We start from the raw sequence: 14,196 nt of genomic DNA, 5'->3' as shown, positions 1-14,196 counted from the left end.
TTTTTTTATCAGGTGCAAGATGTGAGGTAGGGCAAGCATTGGGAGCGCCTTTACCAGCACAGTTTGTCTTAGATAAAGATGGCAAATTACTATATACACATTTGTTTTCTTTTTTAGATCACAATGCTAGTGTAGAAACATTACTAGCACAATTTAATGCCGCCAAACTTGATGAATAATATTGCCATTGGCTGTGATTAATTGAACTTGTAAAGGCATTTGTCCGGCGGCGTGGGTTGAACAACTTAAACAGGGGTCGAAAGCTCGAATACCTGCCTCAACGCGATTTAACATTCCTTCAGGAATTTCTGTGCCTTGGATAAAATGCCGGGCAATTTGAGCAACTGTGCGATTCATTGCTAAGTTATTTTGACCAGTAGCAATGATGAAATTGACTTTTTGCAATAACCCATTTTCATCAACACGATAATGATGGAATAAAGTGCCGCGCGGTGCTTCACTGACACCGACTCCTTCGAGTTGGTTAATGCCAGCTTCGGCACGGAGTCTTGTTGATAGGATATCTGGGTCATCAAGTAAGATTTCAATATGCTCAATACAGGCGACAATTTCGATTAAGCGGGCATAGTGATAAAAGAAAGATGACTTGACTGTACCTTGACCGCGATCGCGGAATTCTTGTAATTCTTGATCGGCTAAAGGTGTGCCAATGCGGTTACAAATATTTAACCGTGCTAGTGGCCCGACTCGATACATCCCACTATCTATCCGGCAATGGTCATTTTGGTTAGGATAACCCAAGGGTCGATAGTAGGGAGATTTTAAATAAGAGTCTGGTTGAACCGCTTCCCCGATAAATTCTTGATAGCGTGTGGGGTCGAGTTTATCGGCAATGATATTACCTCCACTATCAACAAAGCGGATATTTCCGTCGTAAGTTTCCCACAAACCTTTGGCAGTAACTAACCCCATAAATAAACTAGGGAAATTACCAAAGGTTTGGACTTCTGCGGCATAATCATCAAGCAAGTTTTTAAATTGCGCTAAAGCACCCAAAATTGTGGTGCGTGCTTCGGGAATCCGATTTTGGATGTGGCTGCGTTTTTCTGGAGTTAATGGTTCTCGCACTCCACCAGGAACAGCCCAAGCGGGGTGAATCTTTTGCCCTCCCAATAACTCGATAATTTCTTGCCCAAACTGGCGTAAGCGAATTCCACCACGGGCAAATTCTGGTTCTGCGGCAATTAAACCAAAGACATTACGTGTTTGGGGGTCGCTATCCATTCCCAATAAAAAATCGGGGGCGCTGAGATGAAAGAAACTCAGTGCATGGGATTGGAGAATTTGGCCTAAATTCATCAAACGTCGCAGTTTAACAGCTGTTGGTGGAATAGTAACAGCTAAAATGCGATCGCCTGCTTTCGCAGAAGCTAACAAATGGCTTACCGGACAAATACCACAAACTCTAGCAGTAATTCCCGGCATTTCCCACAGCGGCCGACCTTCGCAAAACTTTTCAAACCCGCGAAATTCGGTGACATGAAAGTGAGCATCACTCACTTGACCAGCATCATCTAAAAAAATACTAATCTTGGCATGTCCTTCAATGCGGGTAACGGGATCGATAATTATTTTTGTCATTGGTCAATGTGAATGGTCAAAAGGCAGGAGGCAGAAGGCAGGAGGATAAGAGATGAAACTTCAGACTTCACACTTCATACTTCAGACTTTCTGAGTAATCTTCAAAAGCTGTTCTATCGATTGTTTCGGCTGTTTGATGTGCCATTTCTGATTGCATTTCGTTTACTGCATCCCAAGCGGCGGCGCATTCTTCTGAATGAATACCTTTTTCTATGCAAGTAGCACGGGCTTTTTTAATTTCATCTTGTAGCTGTTGCTCTAAAAGAATTGACCGGGGTTGTTCTATAAAGTCACTTAAAGCCAAAATATCGGTGAGGGAAATGATTCCGACTAGTTCACCTTGGATAATTGGCGCTCTGTGCAAATGATGTTGGGCAAATAACCGCGCGACGTATTCTAAACCCAAGTCGGGGTTAATGGCGATGCAAGGTTTTGTCATCACCTCATAAACCCTGATTTTATGAGGGTCTTTACCATAAGCAATAACTTTATAAACAATATCGCTCTCGCTAATAATGCCGTAAGCATCTTGTTCGTGGCGACGGTCAACAATTAATGCTCGCCAATCTCTCGCCCGCATTAGAGTCACGGCTTCTGCAACTGTGGCGGAACTACGAATGGTGGCGACATCTTTTGTCATAATGTCTGCGGCTTTTAACATAATGAATCTCCTAATATTTAAAAGTGCTGAGTGCTGAGTTATGAGTGCTGAGTTATGAGTGCTGAGTTAAGGATAATCACTATTTCCTCCTGCCCTCTGCCTTCTGCCTCCTGCCTCCTGTTCAACCAAATTTGATGAATTCGCGTCCTGCGAGTTTGGGTTTTTCACCTTGTAACAGCGGCTCTAATGCGGCACGGATGCGAGTTGCTGAGGGTGGACAACCGGGTAAATAAATATCAACGGGGACGACATAATGTACAGGTGTGACTTTATCTAGTAATGGGGGGACAATGCCTGGTTCATAGGGTATTTGAGGGTGAAGATCAACTAATTCGATATAACATCGCTGAAGTACTGGTTCGGCGCTACCTAAAGGATTGCGTAAGGCGGTGACGTTCCCAGTCACAGCACAATCACCAAAAGAAATTAAGAGTTTGGAACGTTCTCGAACAGTGCGGATTGTGGTGAGGTGTTCTTCGTTTGCGATCGCACCTTCAACTAACACTACATCGACATCGTGGGGATATTCTTTAATATCCGCGAAGGGACTGTAAACAAAATCTACTTGTCCGGCTAAATCAATCAGCCATTCGTCTAAGTCGAGAAAGGACATGTGACAGCCAGAACAGCCGCCTAACCATACTGTTGCTAGTCGCAAGCGAGGCATAATTTTTTTAAACGCAAAGGTACGCTGAGTTGGAGGTATGTTGTCAGGTTAAAGATTTGGCAATGAGGACTTTATGCCACTCTTGTACAACAGATTGAGGAACTGAGATGTGAATAAATTTTTGTTTGGGTAAAGGTATAGCTAGTTGTAGGGGTTCGTTGGGTAATTGGGGCAAGATATCTTTAAAGTTGTATTGACCGATAGTTGGTGCTGGGGCTTCATCTAAGAAAACGTCAGCAGCAGTCAAAACTTTGCCGTCAGCTGTGGTAATTTTTAGCGGTTGGGGATGAATTAATTCGGCTGAGTTGGGGAAACCGACGAGCCGCAGATTTAAACTGATCTCTTGATTAGGGTAAGTTTGTTTAAACAGAACCGCTTGCCAAACGTGTCCTGATTGATCATCTAATTTTGTTTGTGAGCGATAAAGTATTTCGCCTGGTGCTGCTTCTAAACGTGTGACAGCAGCGATCGCTGTTTGTGATGTGGGGTTTCCTAAAGCCAGGAATATACATATTGTCAAAATACTTCCCAATAGCAACCACCAAAATGTTTGTCGAAGGCGACGGAGTTTCATATTTACCTCCTGGCGTGGCTAAAGATTCCATTGCTGTTTTTTCCTTGCGGTAACTAAAAAATCAAGTTTGTCCCGATCATGTTTCATTTCCCCAACGCTAGAAGCTTGGTAGAAAATCGCACCTGTGGGGCAAGCGTTGACACATTTACCGCAGGAGGTACAAGTTTGCGATGTTCCCCACGGCTGACTCAAATCAGTAATAACGTGGGAGTTTGTACCCCTACCTGCCATATCCCAAGTGTGAGCGCCTTCGATTTCGTCACAAACGCGGACACAACGAGTACACAGCACACATCGGTTATGGTCAATACCGAAGCGATCGTGGGAAACATCTACTTTACGATTGGGGAAGTGATACTCTAAACGTACATGATCCATCCCCATTTCAATCGCTAAGTCTTGTAATTCACAATTACCATTGGCGACACAAACTGAGCAAATGTGATTACCTTCTGCAAACAGCATTTCGACAATTGTGCGGCGGTATTTTTGTAGGCGATCGTTATGTGTGTAAACCTCCATTCCTTCGTTAATTTTTGTCACGCAAGCAGGTTGTAATTTATTACTTCCAGCAATCTCTACTAAACACAGCCGACAAGCACCCACATCCCCCACGCCTTCTAAATGGCACAATGTCGGAATATGAATTCCTGCTGCTTGCGCCGCTTCTAGGACAGTTTCTTCTTCGTGGGCGCTAATAAGTTGGTTATTGATTGTTAACGTTTTGACTGCCATAAGAATAGGGGATAGTGACAGAGAACAGAAAACAGAGTGTGTAATTGTGTCTGATTATTTAATGGGTCGGTCTACATTGTTAATGTGACAAGTTACGTTGTTATTGCATCGGTCTACATTGTTATTGCGACAAGTTACGTTGTTATTGCATCGGTCTACATTGTTATTGCGACAAGTTACATTGTTATTGCATCGGTCTACATTGTTAATGTGATGTAAGACTATTTTTAAAATCCCTCTCCACTTCGGAGGGAAGCTTTAAATCTTACTCCCTTTCCCTACGAGGGAAGGGGTTGGGGGTTAGGTTTGAGCGAAAGTTGCACACCACGTTAGTTGACTGCTCAAAGCCTTGAAAAAACTAGGTTTAGACTCAGCACTCAGCACTTTTAATCAACTCCAAATACTCCTCACGGAAGTAACGCAATGTACTAAATACCGGATTTGGTGCAGACTGGCCTAAACCGCACAAACTAGTGTTTTTCACCATGTCGCAAAGTTCTTCCAGTAGTGCCAAATCATCTGATGTTGCTTTGCCTTGCATCAGTTTGGTTAATAATCCATGTAACTGCACAGTTCCCACGCGACAAGGAATGCACTTACCGCAGGATTCATCCATACAAAATTCCATGAAGAAGCGGGCAACATCAACCATGTTGGTAGTTTGATCCATGACAATCATGCCGCCAGAACCCATCATGGAACCGAGGTTTGTCAAGGATTCGTAATCTACAGGTGTATCAAATGCTGAAGCAGGGATACATCCCCCGGAAGGGCCACCTGTTTGTACAGCTTTAGCAGTACCGCCATCAGGAATACCGCCTCCCATTTCTTCGACAATTTGCCGCAAAGAAGTTCCCATTGGCACTTCGATTAAACCTGTATTGCGGATTTTGCCAGCTAGGGCAAAAACTTTTGTTCCTTTGCTTTTGTCTGTACCGATACTGGCAAACCAATCAGCACCTTTACGAATAATTGGTGCAATATTGGCAAAGGTTTCGACGTTATTAATTAATGTGGGATGACCCCATAAACCAGATTCTGCTGGGTAAGGTGGACGAGGATGAGGGAGGCCGCGTTTGCCTTCGATGCTCGCCATTAAAGCGGTTTCTTCGCCGCACACATAAGCCCCTGCACCAATGCGAATATCGATTTTGAAGTCAAAGGGAGAGTCAAAGATTTGGCTACCTAATAAACCAAGGCGTTGGGCTTGATGAATTGCCGTTTGCAGACGATGAATAGCAATAGGATATTCTGCCCGAACATAAATATAACCTTGGCTGGCTCCGACAGCATAACCTGCGATCGCCATTCCTTCTAATACGCGGTGGGGATCGCTTTCTAGGACACTGCGATCCATAAATGCGCCAGGATCACCTTCATCAGCGTTACAGATGACAAATTTGCGATCGCTTTTTGCTTTAGCAACAGTCGCCCATTTTATTCCTGTGGGATAACCTGCGCCTCCCCGTCCACGCAAACCACTGCGCGTCACTGTCTCTACAACCTTGTTGGAGGTCATCTCACGCAACACATGGTAAAGAGCTTGATAACCCTCAGCTGCAATATAAGATTGAATTTTTTCTGGGTCAATTTTGCCGCTGTTTTCTAAAACAATTGGCTTTTGATAACTAAAAAATGGCTGGGATAAATCTATTTCTGAGACAGAGGTTTTACCACCGTCTAACGCTTCAATAATGGCAAATGCGTCCTGAGTGGTAACTTTTTCGTAAAGTTTGCTTCCCGCTGGGGTGTCAACTTGGACTAATGGCCCTTGACAGCATAAGCGCATACAGCCAACACCAGAAACTTGTACGTCTTTTTCTAAACCTTCAGCTTTGATATCAGCGTCGAGTGCTTGTTTAATGCTTTGGGAGTTACCAGATAAACAACCAGCCGCTGTGCAGCAGCGAATCTGCACTGGTTTAGCTTGAGAACGTTCTTGTTTAGCAATTTCTAATAATTCATTTAGTTCCATTTTCCAGCCATCCTTGGATGCAATCTCCAACTGATTCTGGGGTTTGATTACCTAAAACTGTGCCGTCAAACACCACAGCAGGCGCAATCCCGCAAGCGCCTAAACATCTTGCTGTTAGTAGTGATAATTGACCGTTGGCTGTAGTTTCACCCGCTTGAATATGAGTGATTTTTTCTACATTGGCCAAAATTGCCTGAGCGCCTTTGACATAACAAGCTGTCCCTGTACAAACTACACAACTATGAACACCTTGGGGTGCTAGAGAAAATAAATGGTAAAAAGTAGCTACCCCATAAACTTGACTAGGGGGAAGTTTTAATTTACGGGCAATATAAAGTAATAAATCGGTTTCTAAATAACCATACAATTCTTGGGCTTTGTGGAGAATTTCAATTAAGGCATCTTGTTGATACTGGTGACGCTTCATAGTTGCGTCTAGCATCTTTAGGCGTTTATCACCACTGGGATGGGGCAGAACTACAGGAGAAGCGGTTGTCATTGTTACTGGAGATTGATGATTTTATTTGGCGATCGCACCTAAAATTTAAGAGACACTGGCATTTTCCGCGGCTTTCTCAACAGTTTTTTCTGGGCTGGTTAAATTGCGAGGATAATGCACGATATAAACTGAATAGTTAGCATGATGCAACACATAGTTACTCACACTACCTAAGAAAAATTCTGCTAGACCAGAACGCCCCCGATGTCCCATGACAATTAAGTCTGCATTCCATTGAGTAGCCAGCTTACAAATAGTATTGCCAGGGTTGCCCAAAATTTGGCTAAACTCGGCTTTAACATCTGCCAAGTTTGCTTGAGCGCAAAAAGACTGCAACATCCGCACGCCTTCATCTTTAAAGCTATCCCACTGTTTTTGGTATAAATCTAAACTTTGACCACTCAAACCTGGATAGTAATCAACATTAGATAACATGGGAATGTAAGGGCTACCGTCTTCTTCTGGGGATAGAACATGCAGCAATAATAGTTCCGCTGACATGACTTGTGCTAAAGACAATGCTTGCGTAAAAACCTCTTGTCCCATCTCTGACCGATCCAAGGCCACTAAAATCTTTTTCAGCATATCGACCTCTGACTGTAATTGCTCATAACTGATGAATGATTGAAGTTTTTGGGCTGGAGATGCAGAACTACCGCAATTGATGATTTACGTCTGTTTTTGGCAATTATTCTGTTTAATTAGCTGTGATAATTTGGCAACCCATTGAGTGACATCTATCTTTTTTATAGATGAAGAATTTGAGGAACTTGTGAGGATAGTCATAAATATTTCAGAATTTAAATTTCCAGAGAAAAGCTTTGACGGGTGTTGTTAACTTTAGTGCTTGATTCTTCTGACAACTATTTCTAAAGATTGATAAATGTTGACAATTGTGAATTAAACTTAACATTGGATCAGTAAATATTTTACTATGCTCTAAAACGCGAATATAAAATATTATTGTGTTTTTAATTTAATTTTTTAGCCTGATTATCCAATAATATTAATATTAGGAAATGTTTGGATATGAAAATTTTAGTTGTCGAGGATGACGAGCTAAATGCTTATGCACTAACCGCTGTTCTCACCAACCAAAACTATGCAGTTGAAGTTGCCAGTGATGGTGAAACTGCTTGGGATTTAATTCAAACCTATAATTATGATTTAATTTTATTAGATGTAATTTTGCCAAATCTAGATGGCATTAGTTTGTGTCGGCAAATTCGCTCTAGTGGCGGACAAATGCCAATTCTATTATTAACAGGCCGTGATAGCAGTCATGAGAAAGCGATTGGATTAGATGCAGGCGCAGACGATTATGTAGTTAAACCATTTGAACAAGAAGAATTAGTCGCCCGTGTTAGAGCTTTGTTACGTCGCAGTGGTACATCAGCACAACCAGTTTTAGAATGGGGAAATTTGCGCCTTGACCCTAGTAGTTGTGAAGTTAGATATAGAGAATATTTACTATCATTAACTCCCAAAGAATATGCACTTTTGGAGCTATTTTTACGCAACAGCCGCCGAGTATTTAGCTGTGGCATGATTTTAGAACATCTTTGGTCTTACGAAGATACCCCTGGGGAAGAAGCTGTTCGGACTCATATTAAAGGATTACGGCAGAGATTAAAAGCTGTGGGAGCGCCCAGTGATTTAATTGAAACTGTGTATGGAATTGGCTATCGCCTCAAACCGCAAGAAGAAGAGAAAGTCGCGGCAAAATCATCTAATTCCCAATCTCAAAACTTCAAACCCCAAGAAGAACCATCATCTCAGCAGCAAACACTCCAAGCGATCGCCGGAGTTTGGCAAAGATTTCAGGGACGAGTTGATGAACAAATCAAAGTGCTAGAACAAGCAGTTGTCAATCCCAAATTGCTCAACCAAGCACAGAAAGAAGCCCATACCTTAGCCGGCTCGTTGGGGACTTTTGGCTTTCCTACAGGCTCAAAATTGGCGCGAAAAATTGAGCAATTACTCAAATCTGGTCAAGAGTTAACACCAGAAGACACAGCCAAGGTGCAAAATTGGGTGAAATCATTGCGTCAAGAAATTCAAACTCAAGATGAGGCAGTAAGCTCATCATCTGGTAGCAGTAGATTACCTTTAGTTTTGGTAATTGATCGAGACCATACCGTAGGGGAACAACTCGCACAAACCAAATCTGACCCAGAATTTCAAGTTAGCATTGCCACCAATCTTGATTCAGCGAGAACGCTGCTTTACCGAGAGCATCCCAGTGTAGTATTACTTGACCCTAGTTTTTCTGACCAACAAGAAGATAGTTGGAGTTTTTTAGCCGAACTGGCGCAGCGGAAACCGCCTGTGCCAGTGTTAGTTTTTACCGAGCAAACAGATTTAGGCAATCGTTTACAACTGGCGCGTCAAGGGGGACATACATTTTTACAAAAGCCAATGACAGCCGAAAAAATGGCAGAGGCGATCGCTCAATTACTCCAACAATCACCCCCAGGCGAAGCGAAAATCCTCGCTGTAGATGATGATCCGCAGATTCTCGCTTTGTTACAAACTTTACTCACGCCTTGGGGATTACAAATAATTTCCTTAGATGATCCGCGCCATTTTTGGGAAACCTTGGAAGCTGTCAAGCCAGATATGTTGATTCTGGATGTAGAAATGCCCCACACCAATGGCATTGAACTTTGCCAAGTTGTGAGAAATGACCCGAATTGGAGTGAGTTACCAATTTTATTTCTCACAGTCCACACCGATGCCGACATTGTAAATCAGGTGTATAGCGTTGGTGCGGATGATTTTGTCAGCAAACCAATTGTGGGGCCAGAATTAGTCACTCGGATTGTGAATCGCCTAGAACGGATAAAATTGCTCAGGCGGATGGTGCAAACTCAGCAACAGCCAGTAACAGATAAAGTTACTCTCTCATCTGCTAATTCTGCTGTCTCGGTTGATTGGCGTACTATCTTTGAAAGTGAACCAGAATGGGTTATGGTAGTTGCCACTGATGGCACAGTATTAGAAATAAATCCTGCCGGAGTGGCAATTATCGCCGCTAAAAGCAAAGCTCAAGTAATTGACAAATCAGTTTATGCTTTGATTGCGCCAGAATATCACCAAGCATTTCGCCAACTCCATGAAAGTGTTTGTCAAGGTAATCAAGGCACTTTACAGTTTGAGATCATCACCTATCAAGGTAATCGTCGCTGGATGGAAATTCATGCTGTCCCGCTGCAAAATAAAATTGATGGCAAATTTGTGCAATTGGCATTTTCCCGCGATATCACCCACTACAAACAAGTAGAAACAGAAATTCACCGGATTAATCGCACACTCCAGACATCAAGTAGTTGTAATCAAATTATTGTTCGTACTCAAGATGAACAAGATTTACTTCAGAAAACTTGCCAAATCATTGTGGAAGTTGGCGGTTATCGGCTGGCGTGGGTTGGTTTTGCTGAAGATGATGCGGAAAAAAATATTCGCCCAGTTGCCCAAGCTGGCTATGATAATGGCTATTTACAAACCCTCAACCTGACTTGGGCGGATACTATACGAGGTCAAGGGCCGACAGGTACAGCGATTCGTACAGCTAAAATCTGCATTATTCAGAATATTTTCACTGACCCCAAATATGAGGTTTGGCGGTGTCAAGCACAAGAACGGGGATATGCGGCGGCGATCGCTTTACCCTTAAAGATAGAAGAACGAGCTTTTGGGGTGTTGAATATTTATGCTGCTGAAGCAAATGCCTTTGATGATGATGAAGTACAACTATTAAAAAAACTGGCAGAAGATTTAACTTATGGTATTGTCGCATTACGCAATCAACGCGATCGCACTATAGCCCAAGCCGCATTACAACAAAGTCAAGCCGCCTTACAAAAAGCAAATAATGAATTAGAATTACGAGTTGCCGAACGCACCGCCGAATTAATCAGCGTCAACCACCAATTACAATCAGAACTAGATGAACGCCAACGCATAGAAAAAGAACTGCGTGTTTCCCAAGAGAAATTGTCCCGAATTTTAGATATTGCTGATGATGCGATTATTTCTATCGACAGCAGCCAATGTATTACCTTATTTAATCAAGGAGCCGAGAAAATCTTTGGTTATTCTGCTCAGGAAGTCATGGGGCAGAAGTTAGATATACTTTTACCGCTGCGATTTACCCAAGCTCATCGTCAACATGTCTCAGACTTCGGTCAATCGGCAAATTTAGCGCGGAGAATGGGAGAACGCAGGGAATTATTTGGTCAACGCAAAGATGAAAGTGAATTTCCGGCTGAGGCTTCTATTTCTAAATTAAATATGGGTGAGGAAGTTTACTATACAGTGATTTTGCGTGATGTGACAGAACGCAAACAAATTGAGCGCATGAAAGATGAATTTGTGTCTGTTGTTAGTCACGAACTCCGCACACCTCTAACATCAATTCATGGCTCCTTGGGAATGCTAACCAGTGGTTTACTAAAAGCAGATTCCGACCAAGGAAAACGGTTATTACAAATTGCCATCGATAGTAGCGATCGCTTAGTCCGGTTGATTAATGATATTTTAGATATCGAACGCATTGAATCAGGCAAAGTCAAGATGGCGCGGGAAATCTGCAACCTTGCCGATTTAATTCAGTCAGCAGTAAATGTGATTCAACCTTTGGCAAATAAACAAGGCATCACATTAGCTATTTCTAGCTTATCTATCATGTTATGGGCTGACCCTGACAGAATTGTGCAAACTTTAACTAACTTGCTGAGTAATGCCATTAAGTTTTCAATGAAAGGCGAGACAGTATGGTTAGAAATTCAGCAACAAGAACATGATGTTTTACTCACAGTTAAAGATACTGGACGTGGTATCCCAGCAGATAAATTAGAAAGCATCTTTGAGCGTTTTCAACAAGTTGATTCATCCGATTCACGCAACCATGATGGCACAGGTTTAGGTTTAGCAATTTGCAAAAGTATTGTGCAACAGCACGGCGGACGTATCTGGGCAGAAAGTACTGTAGGCGAAGGTAGTAAATTTCACTTTACTTTGCCAATCTATCAAGCTCCCCAAACTGTTGAATCAGCACCGCCGACTCCCCATTATCCATTACCTACACCCTATTCTCCTTTAGTTTTAATTTGTGATGATGACCAAGCAATCAGCACCGAACTACAAAAACTTTTGCAAAAAGGTGGATATCGAGTAGTAGCAGTTGCTACAGGAGAACAAGCGATCGCCACCGCATCGGCTCAACAGCCAGATGTGATTTTACTCGATTTGCTCATGCCAGAAATGAACGGCTGGCAAACAATGGCAATATTAAAAGAACGTGCAGATACTAAACACATTCCTATTGTGATTTGTAGTGTTTATCAGTCAGATACTAATCACAAACCAATTACAGATTTTGCTGATTGGGTAAGTAAACCAGTACAAGAAAGTTATCTTTTACAATCGCTCAAACAAGTTGTTGCCAAACCTCCTAAACGCGCCCGAATTTTAATTGTGGAAGATGACAACGATTTAGCACAATTACTAATTACTTTATTTGAGCGCCATGATATCGAAACCTGCTTGGCTCAAACTGGACGAGAAGCCATTCACCTCAGCCAAGAACTGAATCCTGACTTATTAATTCTTGACTTGATTTTGCCAGAAAGCGATGGCTTTGTGGTAGTTGATTGGTTACGACAGCACAATCATTTATATGCTATGCCAGTGGTAGTTTACTCTGCTAAAGATTTAGATGAGTCTGAACGCCAGCGACTCAAATTAGGATATACAGAATTTTTAACTAAAGGACGTGTCACAACCCAAGAATTTGAACAAAAAGTGATGGAATTACTTCAGCGAATAACTCATCATTCAGTGCAGAGTGATGAGTAAAAGAGAGTTATATTGCGATGTGCCACTTAGTTTTCAACCCCTCTCCATAGCTTGCTTCCCGCAGGGTACCTCTCCCCGCAGCGGAGAGAGGCTTTAATTCTTGCTCCCCTTCCCTTGTAGGGAAGGGGTTGGGGGTTAGGTTTAAGAGAAATTGGCAGACGGCGTTACTTAATAACGAATTATATATTGGTATTAATCATGACCGTAAAACGGATTCTCGTAGTCGATAACGAACAGTACATTCAAGAAGTTGCCAAAATTTGTTTAGAAACCGTTGCAGGTTGGGAAGTAGTCACGGCGGGTTCCGGTAAAGAAGGCATTAAGCAAGCCGAAACTTACCAACCAGATGCGATTTTATTAGATGTAATGATGCCAGAAATGGATGGGATAACTACCTTTGAGAAACTCCAAGCAAACGCCACAACCAAAAAAATCCCTGTAATATTATTAACTGCTAAAGTTCAGGCCAGCGATCGCCGTCGTTATGCTCAAATGGGTATAGTCACAGCGATCGCTAAACCCTTCAACCCCCTAGAATTAGCTAACGAAGTAGCCACAGCCCTTGGCTGGAAGTTGGGAAGTTAAAAGTATAAAACAAAATATTAGACAAATCATTTTAGTAAAGGAGTTGTACCGTTGCCGTTAGTTGATGAATTTTCAATCACAGCTTGCGTAGATTGATTGGCTAGAACAGCCACAACTGGAGTAACTTTAGAACTAGATTGTCTACTGCGTTTTCGATTAGAACCGCCAGCCTTAGAATACTCTATACTATTTCTGCCGTAGATAGTTGCAACTCCACTTAGCATTCTTTCAGACATTTCCGAGAGAGCTTTGTCCATTTGAGTTAATGTTTTACGCGATTCTTCCAGATTGGACACCAGCGTATTATGAGATTCTAGGATAGCACGGGTATTATTGATGAGATTGTTGTAAACTTCAATTGTTAATCCATGTCCTAAATCTAAATTTTCACTAATAGATTTCAGCAAAGCAAGACGAAGTTGGGCTTTTTCAACAGCAGCAGAACGACGAGTTTTTAAAGCCATGAGGCATCCTTTTTGAATAATCTTTTTTCAAAATAGTTGAGTAACCTTTTTGCTGAGATGAGTAGGTTTGTGGATTTATTTATTTAAAAGTTTCATTACCTGGTGATAAAACCTGTGTTTTTACTCATTTTTGATGCCGATTTATAATTTTGGCATAAGTATAATCAGCAAAAGTCATCGCAAAAATAACAAATGCGTACGCCGAAATAACAATTGCGTATGCAAAATCTATAATTGCGTACGCCGAAATAACAAATGGGTACGCCGAAATAACAATTGCGTACGCCGAAATAACAATTGCGTACGCCGAAATAACAAATGAGTTCGCCGAAATAACAATTGCGTATGCAATATCTATAATTGCGTAAGCAGAAATAACAAATGGGTACGCCAAAATAACAATTGCGTATGCAAAATCTATAATTGCGTACGCCGAAATAATTTCTCCTCCGCCCCCCTGCGGTCTATTTGGATCAAACTTAAAGTGAAACGGTATCAGATATGTTAGGAAAATTTAAAAGCTTGAATGCAAGGGATAGTAAGACTTTTCCTTCTGCCTTCTGCCTCCTGCCTCC

General features: G+C 42.0%; 11 protein-coding genes and 1 pseudogene. 3 read left to right on the top strand and 9 right to left on the bottom strand.

What is annotated here, in order from left to right; translation table 11 throughout:
- Positions 1 to 179: pseudogene (locus tag NCWK1_RS30295) on the top strand (alkyl hydroperoxide reductase); the annotation flags it as partial.
- Here NCWK1_RS30295 and NCWK1_RS24870 read toward each other — a convergent pair.
- The 8 genes from NCWK1_RS24870 to NCWK1_RS24835 form a co-directional block, all read right to left on the bottom strand.
- Positions 154 to 1,602 (bottom strand): Ni/Fe hydrogenase subunit alpha, encoded by a 1,449-nt coding sequence (locus tag NCWK1_RS24870; protein WP_096575074.1) that lies wholly within the window; start codon positions 1,600 to 1,602, stop codon positions 154 to 156. The pseudogene NCWK1_RS30295 and the gene NCWK1_RS24870 overlap by 26 nt on opposite strands.
- Before the next feature lie 67 nt (positions 1,603 to 1,669).
- Positions 1,670 to 2,263, bottom strand: coding sequence for a CBS domain-containing protein (locus NCWK1_RS24865; RefSeq protein WP_103126560.1), 594 nt, complete (start codon positions 2,261 to 2,263; stop codon positions 1,670 to 1,672).
- Positions 2,264 to 2,384: 121 nt separating this feature from the next.
- Positions 2,385 to 2,930 carry an NADH-quinone oxidoreductase subunit B family protein gene (locus NCWK1_RS24860; protein WP_103126559.1) on the bottom strand — a complete coding sequence of 182 codons (546 nt, stop codon included), beginning with the start codon at positions 2,928 to 2,930 and terminating at the stop codon, positions 2,385 to 2,387.
- A gap of 43 nt (positions 2,931 to 2,973) precedes the next feature.
- The gene (locus NCWK1_RS24855) at positions 2,974 to 3,504 is read right to left on the bottom strand and encodes a DUF3122 domain-containing protein (RefSeq protein ID WP_103126558.1); all 531 of its coding nucleotides are present in this window, start codon (positions 3,502 to 3,504) and stop codon (positions 2,974 to 2,976) included.
- 18 nt (positions 3,505 to 3,522) lie between these two features.
- A complete protein-coding gene (gene hoxU / locus NCWK1_RS24850) occupies positions 3,523 to 4,239 on the bottom strand; it encodes a bidirectional hydrogenase complex protein HoxU (protein WP_103126557.1) in 717 nt (238 codons plus the stop codon).
- Between the two features lie 370 nt (positions 4,240 to 4,609).
- Positions 4,610 to 6,214 (bottom strand): NADH-quinone oxidoreductase subunit NuoF, encoded by a 1,605-nt coding sequence (nuoF, locus tag NCWK1_RS24845; RefSeq protein WP_103126556.1) that lies wholly within the window; start codon positions 6,212 to 6,214, stop codon positions 4,610 to 4,612.
- A complete protein-coding gene (gene hoxE, locus NCWK1_RS24840) occupies positions 6,201 to 6,713 on the bottom strand; it encodes a bidirectional hydrogenase complex protein HoxE (RefSeq protein ID WP_103126555.1) in 513 nt (170 codons plus the stop codon). The genes nuoF and hoxE overlap by 14 nt, the downstream gene beginning before the upstream one ends.
- Positions 6,714 to 6,758: 45 nt before the next feature.
- Positions 6,759 to 7,298: a universal stress protein gene (locus tag NCWK1_RS24835; RefSeq protein ID WP_103126554.1), complete on the bottom strand. Its 540-nt coding sequence runs from the start codon at positions 7,296 to 7,298 to the stop codon at positions 6,759 to 6,761.
- A 444-nt stretch (positions 7,299 to 7,742) separates the two neighbouring features.
- On the opposite strand from NCWK1_RS24835, the gene NCWK1_RS24830 reads away from it, so the two are divergent.
- Positions 7,743 to 12,572, top strand: coding sequence for a response regulator (locus tag NCWK1_RS24830; RefSeq protein ID WP_103126553.1), 4,830 nt, complete (start codon positions 7,743 to 7,745; stop codon positions 12,570 to 12,572).
- A gap of 198 nt (positions 12,573 to 12,770) precedes the next feature.
- The gene (locus tag NCWK1_RS24825; protein WP_103126552.1) at positions 12,771 to 13,157 is read left to right on the top strand and encodes a response regulator; all 387 of its coding nucleotides are present in this window, start codon (positions 12,771 to 12,773) and stop codon (positions 13,155 to 13,157) included.
- Positions 13,158 to 13,183: 26 nt separating this feature from the next.
- On the opposite strand, the gene NCWK1_RS24820 is transcribed toward NCWK1_RS24825, so the two are convergent.
- Positions 13,184 to 13,621 (bottom strand): hypothetical protein, encoded by a 438-nt coding sequence (locus NCWK1_RS24820; RefSeq protein ID WP_103126551.1) that lies wholly within the window; start codon positions 13,619 to 13,621, stop codon positions 13,184 to 13,186.
- Positions 13,622 to 14,196: the final 575 nt, after the last annotated feature.

This window comes from Nostoc cycadae WK-1 (assembly GCF_002897135.1).
Taxonomy (GTDB): Bacteria; Cyanobacteriota; Cyanobacteriia; order Cyanobacteriales; family Nostocaceae; genus Nostoc_B.
The sequence above is the reverse complement of the archived record's forward strand: the minus strand, read 5'-3'. Positions and strand labels throughout refer to the sequence as shown.

Bases quoted from the DNA above. Each gene is read 5' to 3' on its own strand.
- NCWK1_RS24870 (WP_096575074.1), bottom strand. From the start codon at position 1,602: ATGACAAAAATAATTATCGATCCCGTTACCCGCATTGAAGGACATGCC.
- NCWK1_RS24865 (WP_103126560.1), bottom strand. From the start codon at position 2,263: ATGTTAAAAGCCGCAGACATTATGACAAAAGATGTCGCCACCATTCGT.
- NCWK1_RS24860 (WP_103126559.1), bottom strand. From the start codon at position 2,930: ATGCCTCGCTTGCGACTAGCAACAGTATGGTTAGGCGGCTGTTCTGGC.
- NCWK1_RS24855 (WP_103126558.1), bottom strand. From the start codon at position 3,504: ATGAAACTCCGTCGCCTTCGACAAACATTTTGGTGGTTGCTATTGGGA.
- hoxU (WP_103126557.1), bottom strand. From the start codon at position 4,239: ATGGCAGTCAAAACGTTAACAATCAATAACCAACTTATTAGCGCCCAC.
- nuoF (WP_103126556.1), bottom strand. From the start codon at position 6,214: ATGGAACTAAATGAATTATTAGAAATTGCTAAACAAGAACGTTCTCAA.
- hoxE (WP_103126555.1), bottom strand. From the start codon at position 6,713: ATGACAACCGCTTCTCCTGTAGTTCTGCCCCATCCCAGTGGTGATAAA.
- NCWK1_RS24835 (WP_103126554.1), bottom strand. From the start codon at position 7,298: ATGCTGAAAAAGATTTTAGTGGCCTTGGATCGGTCAGAGATGGGACAA.
- NCWK1_RS24830 (WP_103126553.1), top strand. From the start codon at position 7,743: ATGAAAATTTTAGTTGTCGAGGATGACGAGCTAAATGCTTATGCACTA.
- NCWK1_RS24825 (WP_103126552.1), top strand. From the start codon at position 12,771: ATGACCGTAAAACGGATTCTCGTAGTCGATAACGAACAGTACATTCAA.
- NCWK1_RS24820 (WP_103126551.1), bottom strand. From the start codon at position 13,621: ATGGCTTTAAAAACTCGTCGTTCTGCTGCTGTTGAAAAAGCCCAACTT.